Annotated in this window: 15 protein-coding genes and 1 tRNA gene; 1 reads left to right on the top strand and 15 read right to left on the bottom strand. The window is 34.1% G+C overall.

Annotated elements, in window-relative coordinates:
- Positions 1 to 25: 25 nt before the first annotated feature.
- The 13 genes from GQ596_RS00300 to GQ596_RS00240 all read right to left on the bottom strand — a co-directional run bounded on the left by GQ596_RS00300 (position 26) and on the right by GQ596_RS00240 (position 14,074).
- Positions 26 to 1,000 (bottom strand): HlyD family secretion protein, encoded by a 975-nt coding sequence (locus GQ596_RS00300; protein ID WP_160399699.1) that lies wholly within the window; start codon positions 998 to 1,000, stop codon positions 26 to 28.
- A 351-nt stretch (positions 1,001 to 1,351) separates the two neighbouring features.
- Positions 1,352 to 1,726: a hypothetical protein gene (locus GQ596_RS00295; RefSeq protein WP_160399698.1), complete on the bottom strand. Its 375-nt coding sequence runs from the start codon at positions 1,724 to 1,726 to the stop codon at positions 1,352 to 1,354.
- A gap of 742 nt (positions 1,727 to 2,468) precedes the next feature.
- Positions 2,469 to 4,160, bottom strand: a complete 1,692-nt coding sequence (locus GQ596_RS00290; RefSeq protein WP_160399697.1) for a hypothetical protein — start codon at positions 4,158 to 4,160, stop codon at positions 2,469 to 2,471.
- Positions 4,161 to 4,849: 689 nt separating this feature from the next.
- Positions 4,850 to 4,923: transfer RNA gene (locus GQ596_RS00285), tRNA-Cys, on the bottom strand.
- A 132-nt stretch (positions 4,924 to 5,055) separates the two neighbouring features.
- Positions 5,056 to 5,667 carry a hypothetical protein gene (locus GQ596_RS00280; RefSeq protein ID WP_160399696.1) on the bottom strand — a complete coding sequence of 204 codons (612 nt, stop codon included), beginning with the start codon at positions 5,665 to 5,667 and terminating at the stop codon, positions 5,056 to 5,058.
- Between the two features lie 84 nt (positions 5,668 to 5,751).
- Complete coding sequence (locus GQ596_RS00275; protein ID WP_160399695.1) at positions 5,752 to 6,156, bottom strand: DUF4878 domain-containing protein; 405 nt, start codon at positions 6,154 to 6,156, stop codon at positions 5,752 to 5,754.
- A gap of 158 nt (positions 6,157 to 6,314) precedes the next feature.
- Positions 6,315 to 7,022: a tRNA pseudouridine(65) synthase TruC gene (gene truC, locus GQ596_RS00270; RefSeq protein ID WP_160399694.1), complete on the bottom strand. Its 708-nt coding sequence runs from the start codon at positions 7,020 to 7,022 to the stop codon at positions 6,315 to 6,317.
- A 20-nt stretch (positions 7,023 to 7,042) separates the two neighbouring features.
- Positions 7,043 to 7,861: a pyridoxal phosphatase gene (locus GQ596_RS00265; protein WP_160399693.1), complete on the bottom strand. Its 819-nt coding sequence runs from the start codon at positions 7,859 to 7,861 to the stop codon at positions 7,043 to 7,045.
- Between the two features lie 108 nt (positions 7,862 to 7,969).
- A complete protein-coding gene (recR, locus tag GQ596_RS00260) occupies positions 7,970 to 8,575 on the bottom strand; it encodes a recombination mediator RecR (protein WP_160399692.1) in 606 nt (201 codons plus the stop codon).
- Positions 8,576 to 8,774: 199 nt separating this feature from the next.
- Entirely contained in the window at positions 8,775 to 9,386 is a 612-nt protein-coding gene (plsY, locus tag GQ596_RS00255) for a glycerol-3-phosphate 1-O-acyltransferase PlsY (RefSeq protein WP_160399691.1), read from the bottom strand.
- A 182-nt stretch (positions 9,387 to 9,568) separates the two neighbouring features.
- On the bottom strand, positions 9,569 to 12,409 hold the full coding sequence (uvrA, locus tag GQ596_RS00250; protein ID WP_160399951.1) for an excinuclease ABC subunit UvrA: 2,841 nt from the start codon (positions 12,407 to 12,409) through the stop codon (positions 9,569 to 9,571).
- 234 nt (positions 12,410 to 12,643) lie between these two features.
- Complete coding sequence (locus GQ596_RS00245) at positions 12,644 to 13,579, bottom strand: sugar kinase (RefSeq protein WP_160399690.1); 936 nt, start codon at positions 13,577 to 13,579, stop codon at positions 12,644 to 12,646.
- Between the two features lie 24 nt (positions 13,580 to 13,603).
- Positions 13,604 to 14,074, bottom strand: a complete 471-nt coding sequence (locus tag GQ596_RS00240; RefSeq protein ID WP_160399689.1) for a YhcH/YjgK/YiaL family protein — start codon at positions 14,072 to 14,074, stop codon at positions 13,604 to 13,606.
- A gap of 211 nt (positions 14,075 to 14,285) precedes the next feature.
- On the opposite strand from GQ596_RS00240, the gene GQ596_RS00235 reads away from it, so the two are divergent.
- Positions 14,286 to 15,035: a glycosyltransferase family 25 protein gene (locus GQ596_RS00235; RefSeq protein WP_160399688.1), complete on the top strand. Its 750-nt coding sequence runs from the start codon at positions 14,286 to 14,288 to the stop codon at positions 15,033 to 15,035.
- A 223-nt stretch (positions 15,036 to 15,258) separates the two neighbouring features.
- Here the strand turns inward: GQ596_RS00235 and GQ596_RS00230 are convergent, their stop codons facing one another.
- Together GQ596_RS00230 and GQ596_RS00225 are read right to left on the bottom strand one after the other, a co-directional pair.
- A complete protein-coding gene (locus GQ596_RS00230) occupies positions 15,259 to 15,522 on the bottom strand; it encodes a hypothetical protein (RefSeq protein ID WP_202113705.1) in 264 nt (87 codons plus the stop codon).
- Positions 15,523 to 15,879: 357 nt separating this feature from the next.
- On the bottom strand, positions 15,880 to 16,212 hold the full coding sequence (locus GQ596_RS00225) for a multidrug efflux SMR transporter (RefSeq protein WP_160399687.1): 333 nt from the start codon (positions 16,210 to 16,212) through the stop codon (positions 15,880 to 15,882).
- Positions 16,213 to 16,645: the final 433 nt, after the last annotated feature.

Genomic DNA, 16,645 nt, shown 5'->3' with positions numbered 1-16,645 from the left:
GCGTAAGATGACCAGATTAATTATGTTAATGAGGTTGCCATTTTGTGGTAACACTCATTCCTGGACGTAGACCTGCCACTTTATTGATTGGTTTTGCACGCATTTCAAAGGTTTTTAGATCAAAGTCACCGGTTGCCTTAGTCGCCTGCCAATTAGCATATTGACCTAAAGCATTTAATACCGTAACTTTAACATCAATAACTTGATTATTTAATGCAGGAACTTTTACCTGAAACTTATCGCCGACTTGAATATTTCCTAATAAATCTTCGCGAATATTGAAAGTAAACCAAATATCGTTTAAATCAATAATAGAATAAAGAGGAGTTCCTGGGCTATACAACTGCCCTGTTTCAGCAACTCGAGTCGTAATTTGACCACTAATAGGAGCAACCAAAGTTAATTCATTAACATCTGCTTTTACTTGCGCTAAAGCAGCTTTTGATTGTTCTACTTGAGTATCAGCTAATTTCTTCTGTTCTATGCTACTACCATTTTCAGCCAATGTCAGATTAGCTTTAGCTGCTTCATAAGCCTTGACAGCTGCTTGATATTGATTAAACGATTCATCATAGTTTTGCTTTGAAACCGTTCCATTTTTGACTAAACGATTAATTCGGTCATAACTAGCTTGAGCTAAAGCTAAATCCGATTTTGCTTTATCTAATTGAGCCTTTTGCACATCAATTGTTTCTGGCCTAGTACTATACGTCGTATCGCGACTTGCTATTGCCACATTTAATTGTGCTTCAGCGGTTGCAAGCTGAGCTAATAATGCAGGACTTGAAAGAGTAAGAAGCGTATCCCCCTTTTTAACATCATCCCCAACATCATAATTAAATTGAATCACTCGACCTTGTACTCTAGCGGCGACATCAACACGGTTAGATTCAACTTCACCCTGTAATATAATGGTACTAGGTTGATTAGCAAAATAGATAATAACTATAACCATAACGATAATAATAGCTACAATCAAAGAAAGACGTTTTTTTTGCATAAATTATATTTATAAATGATTAGTGTAAAGCTAGAATAAGATTATTCGCAATAATATAAAGCGAAATATTAAATTACGCAATAAAATATAATGTTGTAATATTAACCACTTTTAACAGCTATACAGCATAGAGCAACATAGTTAATTTATAAAAAATAACTTAGAATATATAATGTTATTTATTTAATTTTTTATCATTAAATATTAATAAGTTATCTAATTATATTTTGCTACTTTAATCAGTATAACGAAATATTTTCTAAAATTTAACATTAAATAACAATCAACATAAAGTTCAGTAAAATAAATTTATATTCACAAACATGATAACAAATAAACGCTATAGCTTGATTAAGGATCTTTTTTATCTTTTTTTATCTTTTTAGAAGTACTCTTTTTATCTTCAAGTTTCTCTTGGGCTTTTTTCGCTTTTTCCGCTTCCCGCTTCATTTTTCTAGCTGCTGCATATTTAGCCCTACGTTTACGTTCTTCTTCTTGCTTTTCTTTTTCTAAAGCTTTCAATTTAAACTTTGCCCAGAAATAAAATAAGCAATACAAAGAAACCATAAAAATAATTGTGGCAATAAAAGCAGTAAGGGAGAACGGTTCATTACGAGAACGAGAAAAGTTAGTAACAGTTAAATGAACTGTAGATACAGCAGCAGCATATTTTGTTTTTGATAAAAGTATAATTGTAACAGATATTATCTTCAGTAACTTTTTCATTATATATTTAAATAATAAACCTTATTAACGGGGAATTATGTAAAAAACTCATTATAAATAATTCAGTATAATATACCTTAACAATATATAACAGTTTTTGCTAATTTAGCAAATACATAATTTTTAAGATATTTATCCAATTATATCTTTTCTTCAATCATTCTATCTAATCCCTAGATTATAGGATACTAGCGGTAACGCTATAATTTTTATGTATAATGAAGCTATAACAATGATATTTTAGATTACACTATGAAGTGCAATTGGTCTTAACTCGCCTCTACAAGGCCACCTTCGCTGTGCTCAGGTGTTCAAATTTGTTCCAGACAAATTTGTCAAGCGCACCACAAACGGTGCGTTAAGACCGAGCGTCGGCGGCGGGGCAGCCGAAGGCCACATTCTGTAGCCAAAGCGTGGGTTTGCAAAGGGAATTCGCTTTAATTCCCTTTGCTCGGACGTTGTCACTGTAGCTATTTTGTTCACCAAAGGTCAAAACGTCCGAAACCTTGCCGTACTACAAATAGACCAAGAATTTACCCCCCACAGCGTAATCCACTAAAACTGCTATCGACACTTTCAGCGTCGGCGGCGGGGGGCGGCGCTACTGTGGCTTTGCCACAACGGCGCAACCCTAAGGGAAAACGCCCCAACTTACGCGGGGGCTTTATTCTTTGTTATATTATCCTCTCAAGCACCGTAACCCCCTTCCGCGCCCTAAGGATTAAGAACTAAACGCTAAAAGCTAAGGTGCGGTGCAAACAGCATAGTAACTGCCGCTGGCTCGGTCGCTGTAGACGCTGCCGGCGTTGTACGAGGCGACACCGAGCTGGGTGCCACCTGCCGCGTCACTCGTCCGGTAGCCGACGTGGGCGAAGCCCGCAGCAGCGTAGCTGGACAGGCAGCCCCACTCCGTGAAAAAGCCTGCACCTATGTGACGCTTGTAATAATTACCTGATGAGCTAGGTGTTGCGCCTAAATTGTTATAGTTTGCATTGGTTAAATCCCTTACCCGTACCATACGATAACCCAAACGATTACACCATGCTAAGTGGTCACTATAAGATTTCCTTTCACCACCCCGATTGACGAACCACTGCTTCAATACAAATCCATATTTCACGACAGCATTACCACTACTATCCCTACCCACTAACTCGAAAGTCTGTGGCAAAATTGGGGGGGTAAGTGGACTTGGACTACTTGAGCTTATTTGAGTACTATCAGCCCTAGGACCTGTTAATGTTACCCGTGTTACATTTTTGGATTTATCCCTAATCCATTCATCAGCTTGGACAGTATTTCCCCTTGGGTCTGTGAATGTCCCTGTTAACGGCCTTGTCCATCTCACCGTTGCCCCTAGACTACCACTTGTATTAACTGTCCAACGCAACTGACCTCCGTCAATACCTCCTATATCCAAATCAAAATACAAACCATCTGCTCCTGTAGTAGGAAAGTTTAGGTTGTAAGATGATGAGTTTGTTGACTGAACCAAAAAGCCCTTAGTAGGAGACCATATGTTAGCTGGGCCTGCGTAGTTGCCTGTGCCCCAAGTTAGATTCGGCCTGACCGAACAAATAACTGGCTGTGACGGCAAAGTGATATAATAATCCACCGTCCCTCCGTAAAAACGACTACTATTTGGCACTCCATACTGTGTAGTTAAACTTCCCCCTGTACTATCTAAAGTGACCTTATAAGGCGCGTTACATATGCTTAATGTGTCACTACGATTAACGGTAGTGCCATTTTTATCCTTTATTGTTAACGATATACTCCCTGATGCCGTTACTCCCCCTACTCCCTGTCCATCGCCGTCATCATCTCCCCATTTCCCTTGGCTGATTAGACTATTTAAACTAGTCGAGGTTGCACCCGACGGTATTACCATATGAATATCATTGAATGTGAAATTTCCACTAGGCAACCTTATCGGATTTGTAACACTTGATGTGTTACTTGACTGCGTAATACGTCTTCCATCTGGCAACTCGATTGCCAAGAAGGTGTCTGTATTAGTAGCCTTTGTCTGTCCACCATCAAATGTTAAATATGGCGCACTGCCCTCTATAACCCTTGATGTCTGTGCCGTTAACGCCTGTGTATCCTGCGTATATGACAATAACAACAATGGCGCAAGAACCAATGCGGATTTAGATAACAATGAAGGTTTGAATAACAATGGCGGTTTTAATAACCACTTGGATATCGGCGATAACTTTGTCGAAAATATGGCCGATGATGTGACCGAGGATGCTGTTGAAGAACCCGCCGAAGACATCGCCAATAAAGACCGCGATGACGGCGTCGATTTCGCTACGCGAAATGACTTCGGTGATGAAAATAACTGTGGCGCTCTATTTTGACCACTGTGTGAATCAATAAGATTTAGGGCATAGGTTTGGCAGGCCAGATGCCAGATGCCAGATGCCAACCATGGTAATGCATTTTTATTCCCTTGTCAAGTAATTTCTTGTTTTTTCTCGATTTTTCTGTCCGTTCGCTTATTTTTTGAGCGATTCCCTGCTTGAAAAAGCATGAAAATTATAACTTGATGGTGCATAATCTGCCACTTTTTTTGTTAATTTATTGTAAAGATTTGTTAGAAGGTTGAGTGCGTTGCTTTGGATTTTTTTTGGGGAGTGGTTTTGTTTGATAAAAACACCCAAAAAACTTCAATAAAATCAATACCTTTCCTGACCGTTTTTTTGGGGTTTTTGCGTTGTTTTTTAACACAAAAACAACTCACAAAAAACACTCAAGGCTATGTTGTTGTCTTGTTTCGGCGTCAGAGTGTGCCGACAGCATACCGAGATACGAAATATAATGGTCATAAGGAGAGTCATGCTTATGACTTTATCTTAATCTAGAAAATATTGCTATGGGAAGACACCATGGCAAACATGGAATGATTCAAAGGGTTGGTTAAGGAAAAGTTATTAGAGAATTTATTTTGCTCATCGGACACGTATTTTTTAAAATGAAAGCCGATGAGTAATACGTGTCTGTCAGATTAAGTTTGAGCTACTATAATTTATTCTAACTGTATATTCTAAGTTAATTATAGGTATTGGTTGCTTTAAAATGACAATATTTTATCTTTTTGATTTTATTGATGATAAATGGAGGCGCGTCCCGGAGTCGAACCGAGGTAGACGGATTTGCAATCCGCAGCATGGCCACTCTGCCAACGCGCCGTAGAGGTCTATCTGAATAGGGTGCAGATAGTAGCATTGGCTTGACTAATCGTCAAGATTAAATAGCTTATAATTACAGCAATCGTTTCGTTTTTATTTGAATTTCTAAGATCTACTTATGTTTACAAAGCATTATTGTTTTTCTGGATACTTATAGATCCACGTAATATCAGAATAATTTGCAAATGCACTTGGAAATAAATAAGAACCACTTAATGAAGGGAAATAGGTGTTTTTCCATTCAATATTAAAATCAGGTTGGAATTTGATAATAGAGTCAAAAAGTAACGTTGTACAATAAAGATGTGGTTGCTCACGAGGGGCTAATACAAAAGCTTGTCCTTTCTTTGTTAAAAGATCATCGACTATATTTTGCTTTTGTACTTCAGATAAAAAATTGGGTCTTGCTATAGCATATTTTTCGGCTAATTCTGGGGTAATAAATTCTTCTAAACTTGACACAATAACTTGATTAAGATGGTTTTCATCGTCACTAGTAGTAGCATGAATAATTTTAATTTTAGGTTCAATTGATATAACCATACCAATATGTGAAAAATCTCCACCACCTAATTGATTGACAATAAAGCTATCGGTTTGAATACCTTTTCTAAAGATCCAATCCCCTGCTTTGATTAAATAAGGCAATTCAGCTGGTGCATTTGAAAAATTGACAGGTTCGTTAGCAAACACTAAATTTGCCAGCATAATAAAAATAATAAGAAAAAATCTGCAATAGTTCATTAAAATTCATTCTTAATAAAAAGGGCAAATAATATTTACCCTGTTTATTATTTCCGAAAATAAAATAGTTACAATATAACTATTTTATTTAAAATTAATTAACCATTTACCATCAGCTTTGATTACTGATATATTTTGTTCTTCTTTTTTAGTATTGTCTTTGAAAAAGACGGTAGTTTTCACTTTAGCCATAGTTTTTTCATCATTAGTATATTCTGCTGGTGCAGATTCAACTTTATCAAGTCCACCATGATCATCAGTGAATTGTTTTCCACGTGCTAGTGCTTCTTGCATTTTGCTCTTAACAAACATTCTCATATCCATATTTTTGTTATCATCATCTTTAGGGAAATTGATTAGGCTCATAACCGTATCTGTATCACCTTTATAGATTGCTGTGATAAATTTTTCTGATACTTTTTCAGGAGAATCATCATTTGAGCATGCTGTTACCATAAGTGCCAATAAGAAAATGCTTAAAAATTTCATTACTAATTTCATTTTTATTTCCATTCCTAGTATTATTTATGTTTAATATATTAAAATTATGCTCCTAGATTGAATCCACAGAAAAAATCACAGAAAGCGACAAAATCATACTATGTAATATAATAATTGAAAAGTTATATTGTTTTAAACAAATACTACTATTTAAAATTGATAAGAATATCTTGCCAATTTTGGTCTAATTTAGCTTCAATAGTTATTATTTTATTTTGGATGGGATGAGTGATTTCCAGTTTACTGGCATGCAGCATTAATCGTTTGAGATTAAAATAGCTCGAAAATGCTCGATTTTGATGTAAATCACCATGCTTACTATCACCCAATATCGGATGAAAGATATGTTTCATATGACGACGCAATTGATGTTTACGCCCTGTTTGCGGTTTCAATTCCACAAAACTATATCTTGCAGTCTCAAACTTACCAACTTTAATTGGAACTTCGATTTTACTAATAGAGCGATAAGAAGTAATTGCTTCTTGTGCAGGTTTATTCTTGTTAGTAAATTTATCTGCAATTTTGTCTAATTCTTCAACTAAAGGGTAATCGATCACAGATTCCCCTTCAAGATAACCACGCACTATTGCATGATACGTTTTTTCAATTTTTTTTGTCGCAAATTGCTCTGACATCATCCTTGCGACATCACTAGAAAGCGCAAACAACAAAACACCTGATGTTGGTCTATCTAACCTATGTATAGGGAAAACATGCTGCCCAATCTGATCCCGTAAGGTTTGCATTACAACAGTGGTTTCATGTTTATCTAGCCAACTGCGATGCACAAGCCAACCTGACGGTTTATTAATCGCAATTAAATTAGTATCTTGATAAAGAATTTCAAACACAATATTTATATATTAATAGATTACAAAAAGAGTTTTTCAAGTTCGGCTGCAATGCTTGGACTATTATTATCACCAATAGCATAACTTGCTTTGGCTTTCACTTCATCATCAGCATTACCCATCGCAATACCTAACCCCGCAATAGATAACATACTGATATCATTATAGCTATCACCAAATGCAACAATTTCATTTAAATTAATATTTTCATTCTGCGCCCAATGCATTAAACCATTACCTTTAGTATTGCCTTTTACTGCAACATCTGCACGATTTGCCCAAGACCATTCACAAGAAAACGTACCAAGTTTATCTACTGCATCTGAAAATTGTTGTAACGCTGGTATGTTATGACTACTTGTTGCAAATTTAAAAATAGCACCTGCGTCATCAATCATTTTTTCAAAACTATCGACTTTTTGGATTTTTGGTTGTAAAAAAGAGGGTAATGCATCCACCCATTTAAAAAAACTTTCTAGATGATCATCTAATACTTCATAAGTCATCATTTGATCAGTATAAATTAAAGTATGTATTTTATACTCTTTAACTAATTGTAATAGTCTTTTAGCTTGATCTTTCGTCATGGGTTTAGCAGCAAAAGTTTGGTGATTTTCAAAATCATAAAGATAAGAACCATTACAGCAAATCGTTGGCGTTGATAAACCTAGTTGATAGTAATAAGGATAAATCACCGAATGATGACGTCCTGAAACTAAAATCACTTTCACACCTTTATCACTGAGTTTTTTAATTATATCTACTGTTTCTGGCAAAATTAAACGATTACTATTAAGCAATGTCCCATCCATATCAAAGGCAACAGCTTTATATTTCATGTCATTCCTCTTTTTATATCTAACTTTTACTATAAAAATTCACTAACGACTAAAACTAGGTTAACTATTAAACTATAAATTAATAAGTTAGCGTTAAAATCAAAAATATTAAAGTTCAATTTTTTGGCGGCCAACAAATGAATGTGATAACGTTGTCCCATCTACCATTTCTAACTCGCCACCAACAGGTACACCATGAGCTATTCTTGTTGCTATCACGTTAAACTCTGCACAAATCTGCGCAATATAATTAGCCGTTGCATCACCTTCGACCGTTGGATTTGTTGCTAAAATAACTTCGTTTATTGATTCCATTGCTAACTTATTTTTTAATAAATCAAGACCAATATCGCTAGGACCAATACCATCTAATGGTGATAAATGGCCTAATAATACAAAATAACGACCACTATACTGTCCTGTTTGTTCGATGGCAACAATATCAGCTGGCGTTTCAACCACACAAAGCTGACCACTGCTTTGCCGACGAACATTTTTACAAATAGTGCAAATATCTTGTTCAGTAAATGTTCGACATTCTTTACAATGACCTATATTTATCATTGCATCATGCAGATCGTGAGCTAATTTAATGCCACCTTGTCGATTTCGTTGTAATAAATGGAAAGCCATCCGTTGTGCCGATTTTGGTCCGACACCAGGCAAACAACGCAATGCTTCCATAAGTGATTCTAATAATGGACTTATTTGCATGAATTTATTTTGATTCCCACACATTTAAATTTTAAATTAATAATACCTTGTTTCAAGCTTCTATTAAACAAGAATAATTTTGTTAATTTTAATTTAACCAAAATTAAAAAGATTACATAAAGATAAACTTGTAAATTGCAAGTAACTTTTAGCTGTTATATTGCAAAGAATAGAGTCATAAAGCCGTTCTTTCATTTACCTACTTTAGTTTGTTATTATCCTTGCTACTATAATAACTTTTAGGTTCTTCACTTTTTAAAAGACGCATAATATTGCTACTATGACGAATGATAATCAAACATGAAAGCATGGCAACGGGTAAAGTTAACTCAGGCTTAAATAGCCAAACATAAAATGGCGCCATAAGGAAACCAACAATCGCTGCAACCGAAGAATAGCCTGTTATAAGTAATGTAAGTAACCAAGTTAAAATAAAACAAGCTGTAAAATCAATACCAATCGGTGCCATCATACCTAACGCAGTTGCAACACCTTTACCGCCACGAAAATGAAAAAAGCAGGGAAAGATATGCCCCAAACAAGCCGAAATACCAATAATACCCAAAAAGAAAGGTGTAATATCAAGTCGATAAGCGATATAAACCGGTATTGCACCTTTTAACATATCAAAGATCAAAACCAAAATAGCAGGTAATTTGCCATTAAGCCGTAATATATTGGTTGCTCCAGGATTGTGCGAGCCATGTTCAGAAGGATTGGGAAAATGCATGATGCGGCTGATAATCATTGCGCCAGAAAGTGAACCTAAAAAATAGGCAATCACAATCATGAATACAATTTGTAATGTCAAAATAGAACTCCTTTCATCGGCCACATCCTGCTGATAATGGAACGTTGAACACTAACCAAACACGTATAAATCTTATCCTACTTATTGTTGATATTTGTTAAAATAAATATGAATTTAAACATATAACAAGAAGAACATTATACTTTACCTATCTTATCTATGTTAAGTAGCATAATAATAGACTACTTATTTTTTTGTTTTTCCAACAACGGTTTTAAATATTGTCCAGTGTAAGAATGTTTAGACTCTGCAACATCTTCCGGTGTCCCTTCAGCAATAATTTCTCCACCGCCGTTGCCACCTTCAGGTCCTAAATCAACTATCCAATCTGCTGTTTTTACCACATCCAGATTATGCTCGATAACCACAATAGTATTTCCTTTATCTCGCAATGAATGCAATTGCGCTAATAATTGCTTAACATCAGCAAAATGCAAACCTGTTGTTGGTTCATCTAAAATATATAAAGTGCGACCAGTATCTCGCTTAGATAACTCTTTTGCAAGTTTGACACGTTGAGCTTCACCGCCCGATAATGTTGTTGCTGATTGCCCAATAGTAATATAAGACAAGCCAACATCAATCAATGTTTGTAACTTACGAGATATCATAGGCACAGCATCAAAAAACTCGCGGCCTTCCTCTACAGTCATATTTAAAATCTCGTTAATTGACTTACCTTTATATTTTATTTCTAAGGTTTCACGATTATAGCGAGCGCCGTGACACATATCGCAAGGCACATAAATATCTGGCAAAAAGTGCATTTCAACTTTAATTAAACCATCACCTTGACAAGCTTCACAACGACCACCTTTCACATTAAAACTAAATCGACCAGGATTATATCCTCTAGCCCGAGATTCAGGTACTCCAGCATAAAGCTCACGGATAGAAGTAAAAAAACCAGTATACGTTGCTGGATTAGAACGTGGTGTACGCCCTATTGGACTTTGATCTATCGCAATAACTTTATCAAAAAAGTTGAGTCCTTTAATCGATTTATAAGGTGCTATATCGGTTTTTTCTGCACGATTAAGTTCATTTTGTGCAAGAGGATACAAAGTATCATTAATTAATGTTGACTTACCCGAGCCTGAAACACCAGTAATACAAGTAAACAATCCCACAGGGATATTTAATGTGACATCTTTAAGATTATTTCCAGTTGCGCCGACAAGTGATAATATCTTTTTCTTATCAGCTTTAGTACGAACGGCTGGAACTTCAATTTTTTCTTTACCTGATAAATACTGTCCAGTTAAAGATTCCTTACATGACATAATCTGTTTAGGCGTTCCTTGCGCAACAACTTGACCACCATGAACACCAGCACCAGGACCAATATCGATCACATAATCAGCCTCCATAATGGCCTCTTCATCATGTTCAACCACAATAACAGTATTACCTAAATCTCGTAAATGGGTTAAAGTGTCAATCAAACGAGTGTTATCTCGCTGATGTAAACCTATAGAAGGTTCATCAAGCACATACATAACCCCCACTAATCCAGCACCAATTTGACTAGCTAATCGAATACGTTGAGCCTCACCACCTGATAGGGTTTCGGCAGATCGTGATAAAGATAAATAATTAAGCCCGACATTAATTAGAAATTGCAAACGATCATTAATTTCTTTTAAGATTTTTTCGGCAATTTGCGCTCGCTGTCCTGTTAATCTCAACTTATCAAAAAAATCTTTAGCTTGTTGTGTGCTAAGATCACTAATTGTTGGTAGATTGGTATCATTAATAAATACATTTCTTGCCGTTGTACATAATCTTGAACCGTCACAACAAGGACAAGGTCGATGACTAATATATTTTGCCAATTCTTCACGAATGGTTTGTGATTCAGTTTCTTTGTAGCGGCGGGCTAAATTATTAAGGATACCTTCAAATGGATGTTTACGTTTAACAACATCACCACGATCATTTGAATAAACAAACTGAATTTCAGCTTCACCAGATCCATTTAACAAAATATTTTTTATCTTTTCTGGCAATTTTTCATACGGTTTATCGATATCAAATTTATAATGATCCGCTAATGATTTTAACATCTGAAAATAATAAAAATTACGACGATCCCAACCTTTAATTGCCCCTGCTGCTAACGAAACTTCTGGCATTTGAACAATACGGTTAGGATCAAAATATTGCTGCACTCCCAACCCATCACACTCAGGACAAGCACCAGCAGGATTATTGAATGAAAACAACCGAGGCTCTAACTCCGAAATACTATAACCACAAATAGGGCAAGCAAAATTAGCTGAAAACAGATATTCTTCAGCTTGTGGATCATCCAAGTTAGCAACTTTAACAATACCATTCGTGATCGAAAGCACTGTTTCAATTGACTCTGCCAGCCGTAATTTTAAATCATCACGAATGCGAAAACGGTCAACAACCACCTCAATGGTATGTTTTTTTTGCAACTCAAGGGCTGGAGGATCCGAAAGATCATACACATCGCCATCAACTCTCACCCGAATATAACCACTAGCAGCTAACTGTTCAAACAGTTTAACAAATTCCCCTTTACGTTCAATAACCACAGGGGCTAATAGCATATAACGATTCTCAGTCGGTAACGCCATAATACTATCAACCATCTGTGAAACTGTTTGTGCTGCTAAAGGCAAATGATGTTCTGGGCAACGTGGCTCACCAATTCTAGCAAAAAGTAAACGCAAATAATCATAAATTTCAGTAATAGTCCCAACAGTTGAGCGAGGATTATGTGACGTCGATTTTTGCTCGATTGAAATCGCAGGCGATAAACCTTCAATATGATCGACATCGGGTTTTTCCATCAATGACAAAAACTGACGAGCATATGCCGACAACGACTCCACATAACGTCGCTGCCCTTCCGCATAGAGAGTATCAAATGCTAACGAAGATTTACCTGATCCCGAAAGCCCAGTAATCACAACGAGCTTATCTCTAGGAATGGTGACATTAATATTTTTTAGATTGTGCGTTCTGGCACCACGGATATCGATATCTTTGATTGACATAGATCTCTCTTATGTTTGTTTTTAAAAAATGGATGAAAAATTAACTGTATATTATACCAGTGAGAATCGATTAAATATACTACTATATAAATAGATACGCTAATTGGTGACTTACAACAAAACGTAAATTTTTCTAAAAATTTTGATAAGAACATCAACTCAAAGAATTATTTCTAACAAGCTGAAACCAAAAAACGGTCATCAATGACCGTCTTTTACAAATATAGATTAACCAATTAATTTAGGAGTAGCATCAGCAGGAATAATTGCACCACGATATTGTATAACCGTACCGGCAACCAAATGGCCTTGCAATGCTGATTGAGATGGATTTTGTCCAGTTAAACGCGCACCAAGGTATCCTGCACTAAATGAATCCCCCGCAGCGGTAGTATCAATCACTTTATCTTTTGCGATCTTATTAGCTGGAACATCAAAACGCCCTTCAACTGAATCAATAATACAGCTATCGCTACCACGCTTAATAACAATTTCAGTCACACCAAAGTTTTTTGTACGTTCAATCACTTGCTCATAAGGCTGCTTGCCCCATAACAAATCTTCGTCATCTAATGTTAAAAATGCAATATCGGTCAAACTAAGAATATCAGCATAAACACTACGGGCCAAATCAAGACTACTCCATAGACGTGGACGGAAGTTATTATCAAAAATAACCTTACCACCATTAGCCTTAACTTGTTTTAAAAGATCTAACAATTTAAGGATACTTTCAGCATCTAAAATCGCAATACTAATACCACTTAAATACACATAATCACATTGTCCAATTTGTTGCGTTATTTTATCTGTGTCAGTTGTTTTTAACCAAAATTTAGCTGCTGCATCATTACGCCAATAATAAAAAGAACGCTCACCTTGCTCATCGGTCACAATAGAATAAAGACCGGGCATTTTATCCGACATTCTTTGAACTAAATCGGTTTGAATATTTTCTTTTTGCCAACTATCTAACATCTCTTGACTAAAAGGATCTGTGCCAAGCCCTGTTACATAATGAATTGAAAAATCATTACCTTTTAATAAACGCGATAAATAAACAGAGGTATTAAGTGTATCACCACCAAAACCACGCGTAGTCGAATCTTGTTTCATCGACAATTCAATCATGCATTCGCCAATCACAGCGATATTTGTCGTCATATTATACCTATATCCTTGACTTAATTATAAATAATCCAGTGCAATTTTCACCACAACTTTACGAACTGTTTCAATCTTATTATCAATAGCACAAAGCGGCTTATGTACCTCGTTAGGTAAAAAAACAATAAAATCATTTGGCTGTAATATTAGCATAGTCTCCTCTTTTGGTGTTTCGATAAAAGCAATATCGTTTTCTGCTAACTTATCGTCTACCACTTTGGTATAAGGTGGTAACGTGCACACAGCCATCCCCTCTTGCCCGTCTAAAACAATCTGAACATCGATATATTTTTCATGATATTCAGGATTAGCCTCATCAATATAACGTGATTGACTATCAGAAACCATAAAAAACATATTATCACCATCAATATCATACCGCCCCACAGGGGTATTAATATTAACGTTATCTTTAATATATTCAATTGATTGTTTTATTTTGCTAGGTAAATAAGGAACTAGCCTTAAATGATTAATATTACCTAAAATCATACTAAAAAGTCCTTAAAATATTGATAAAATAAATACCGACAATTGAATTATTCACTATTAACATACACCATGATAATCCAATTTAATTGATAAAGAGTATATACTTAAGTCAATCATTTTTGTAGATCATTTATTAATAAGTTTTTTATCATTTTTTATATTTTTATTAGCATGATATACTTTAAATATTGTTATAATGGAAGTAAATAACATGAAGATTTTTATAATAAATTTAGAAAGAGAATCAGCTAAAAAAGAACATATAAAAAAGGAATGTGAAAAACTAAACCTAGACTTCGAAATTTATAATGCCGTCGATGGTAATGTTTTATCTGAAGAATTCATTCAAAATGCAGTCTACGATTATCCAAATAATTTTTTAACAAAAGGGGAAATAGGTTGCGCATTAAGTCACATAAATGTATATAAAAAAATAATACAAAACAACTTACCCTACGCCTTAGTTCTTGAAGATGATGCAGTATTAGATGAAAAACTACCTGACTTTTTAAATAGTTTTAAAAACAAAAATGATAAAAAAGGAATTTTTTTATTAACAGCGGATTTTCATTACCTTGTTAACAAAAAATTCAACTTAGATAGTTTTGACATATTTGAGGTAACAAGAGCTATTAGAGCTACTGGATACATCATAACGAACGAAGCAGCCAAAAAGCTAATTAAATTTTTATATCCTATTCGCTATGAAGCTGATATGTTTAGAATAATTAAATTATGCACAGGGGTTAAATTATATGCAACATTACCCTGCTTAATTACAACAAATGACAAAAACCGCTCAAATTCATCAATACACACTGATAGAGCTCAATTTATCAAACAACGATCTGATTATAGAAAAAAACTATTTAAAAAAGACAAGAAAAAAAGAATGATAGTATTATGGTTTAGAAAACACTTTATCAATAGATTTGAAAAAACAAAATATTATATAGATTAAGCATTTTATTAAAAAAAACAAAAAACTAAAATAATAAATTATTAATAAAAATTAAATGAAAGTTATATAACTCAGGCACTTTTTAAGTTTCTATTCTTATGATTTAATTAGCAATTGCAACACCAATAAAAACTAAAATAAAATCAATACCTTTCCTGACCGTTTTTTTGATAAATCTAATTTATAAAAAATTTCAAACAAATAAAATATATGAAATAGAGTACTATGATATTTTTGTCATTATATCTTTAACAATAAGTTCAACAGATGGTTTTAATTTATCGTTATCTATTATATGACGATTCAATTCAATTTGGTTTTCTGCATCAAAAAGCAATTTTCTTAACCATTTTTCTTCAAATGCCAAAATTTTGTGTTCGGCCTCATAAATACTAGATTGAATTTCTTGCACACTAATTTCTTTATTCAAAAAAGATTGGCATTTTTCCTTCAACTTATTCACGACATCAGGATATACCCAATTCATTATCTTTTAATTCATTCAAAGCTGATCAGTTATTTTAATTATTAGATCAAGATTTTTTACTCTTTCTATTTATTAAGTTATTAAGCAATATTCATCTTAATGTTTAACAACAAAAAATACTCTAAATGACGTTTTAATTAAATAAAACGTATTTAGTTATACACAAGACTGGCTGTTGAAGCTATTAACGATAAAACAAAGAGCTATTTTATAATATTGGTTAATCAATATTTTTAAGTCAATTAAAAGACAATAATGCGTTATTTCAGTTGTTATAATGATAGATATAAAAAATAACATTATTAATTTTAAGATAACATCTAGTCTATAAGCTGACTATAACAGTAACTTTATTAATCAATGCCCTGAAACTTTCGAAAATAAATTAATAATCACAACACCAAACATAATAAACCCCATCCCAACTAAAGCCGCAAGATCCAAAGTTTGTTTTAAAAAGATCCATGCAATTAAACTTATTAACACTATTCCAATTCCAGACCAGATAGCATAAGCAATACCTACAGGAATGGTTTTTAATGCCAATGAAAGTAAATAGAACGAAGCACTATAGCCCACAATGGTAATGATGGAATAGATAAAATTGGTAAATCCATCGGATAGTTTCAATGAAGAAGTTGCAATAACTTCACAAATAATTGCAAAAAAAAGTAATAAATATGAATTCATCTTAATGCCTATAATCGTCAAATAAAAAGCCAACTACCAAAAATTTGGGTTAAAATTTTAGAACAATCAATCTCTAATTAACTGTTGAACGTTAATAGATAAAAACAATATTTTGTTGCCTTATTTTGATATCATTAATTATGATCGAAAGGTAAAGATAGATAGCTATTAACGCTTGAAAAGGATGATATTTATGATAACTTAGGCTTTTACTTTAAAAATAACTTATTAATTATTAATAAAATAAACATAGCCCACATACCAAAATAGATCCGCTAAATCTATAAAACAACCATCATTATACCTAAAATAAGGCACTTAGTAGTAACTTTTACATACTATTTTTGGTGTGGTAGATGAATTCATTTTATATAATTTTCTACTTATTGATGTACCAACCCTTCTAACTGAACAGAAATATCCTCTAGTTCTA

The organism is Gilliamella sp. Pra-s60, from assembly GCF_009795755.1.
Taxonomy (GTDB): Bacteria; Pseudomonadota; Gammaproteobacteria; order Enterobacterales; family Orbaceae; genus Gilliamella.
The sequence above is the reverse complement of the archived record's forward strand: the minus strand, read 5'-3'. Positions and strand labels throughout refer to the sequence as shown.

Coding starts and splice junctions, on each gene's coding strand:
- GQ596_RS00300 (WP_160399699.1), bottom strand. CDS start 1,000: ATGCAAAAAAAACGTCTTTCTTTGATTGTAGCTATTATTATCGTTATG.
- GQ596_RS00295 (WP_160399698.1), bottom strand. CDS start 1,726: ATGAAAAAGTTACTGAAGATAATATCTGTTACAATTATACTTTTATCA.
- GQ596_RS00280 (WP_160399696.1), bottom strand. CDS start 5,667: ATGAACTATTGCAGATTTTTTCTTATTATTTTTATTATGCTGGCAAAT.
- GQ596_RS00275 (WP_160399695.1), bottom strand. CDS start 6,156: ATGAAATTTTTAAGCATTTTCTTATTGGCACTTATGGTAACAGCATGC.
- GQ596_RS00265 (WP_160399693.1), bottom strand. CDS start 7,861: ATGAAATATAAAGCTGTTGCCTTTGATATGGATGGGACATTGCTTAAT.
- recR (WP_160399692.1), bottom strand. CDS start 8,575: ATGCAAATAAGTCCATTATTAGAATCACTTATGGAAGCATTGCGTTGT.
- GQ596_RS00245 (WP_160399690.1), bottom strand. CDS start 13,579: ATGACGACAAATATCGCTGTGATTGGCGAATGCATGATTGAATTGTCG.
- GQ596_RS00240 (WP_160399689.1), bottom strand. CDS start 14,074: ATGATTTTAGGTAATATTAATCATTTAAGGCTAGTTCCTTATTTACCT.
- GQ596_RS00235 (WP_160399688.1), top strand. CDS start 14,286: ATGAAGATTTTTATAATAAATTTAGAAAGAGAATCAGCTAAAAAAGAA.
- GQ596_RS00230 (WP_202113705.1), bottom strand. CDS start 15,522: ATGAATTGGGTATATCCTGATGTCGTGAATAAGTTGAAGGAAAAATGC.
- GQ596_RS00225 (WP_160399687.1), bottom strand. CDS start 16,212: ATGAATTCATATTTATTACTTTTTTTTGCAATTATTTGTGAAGTTATT.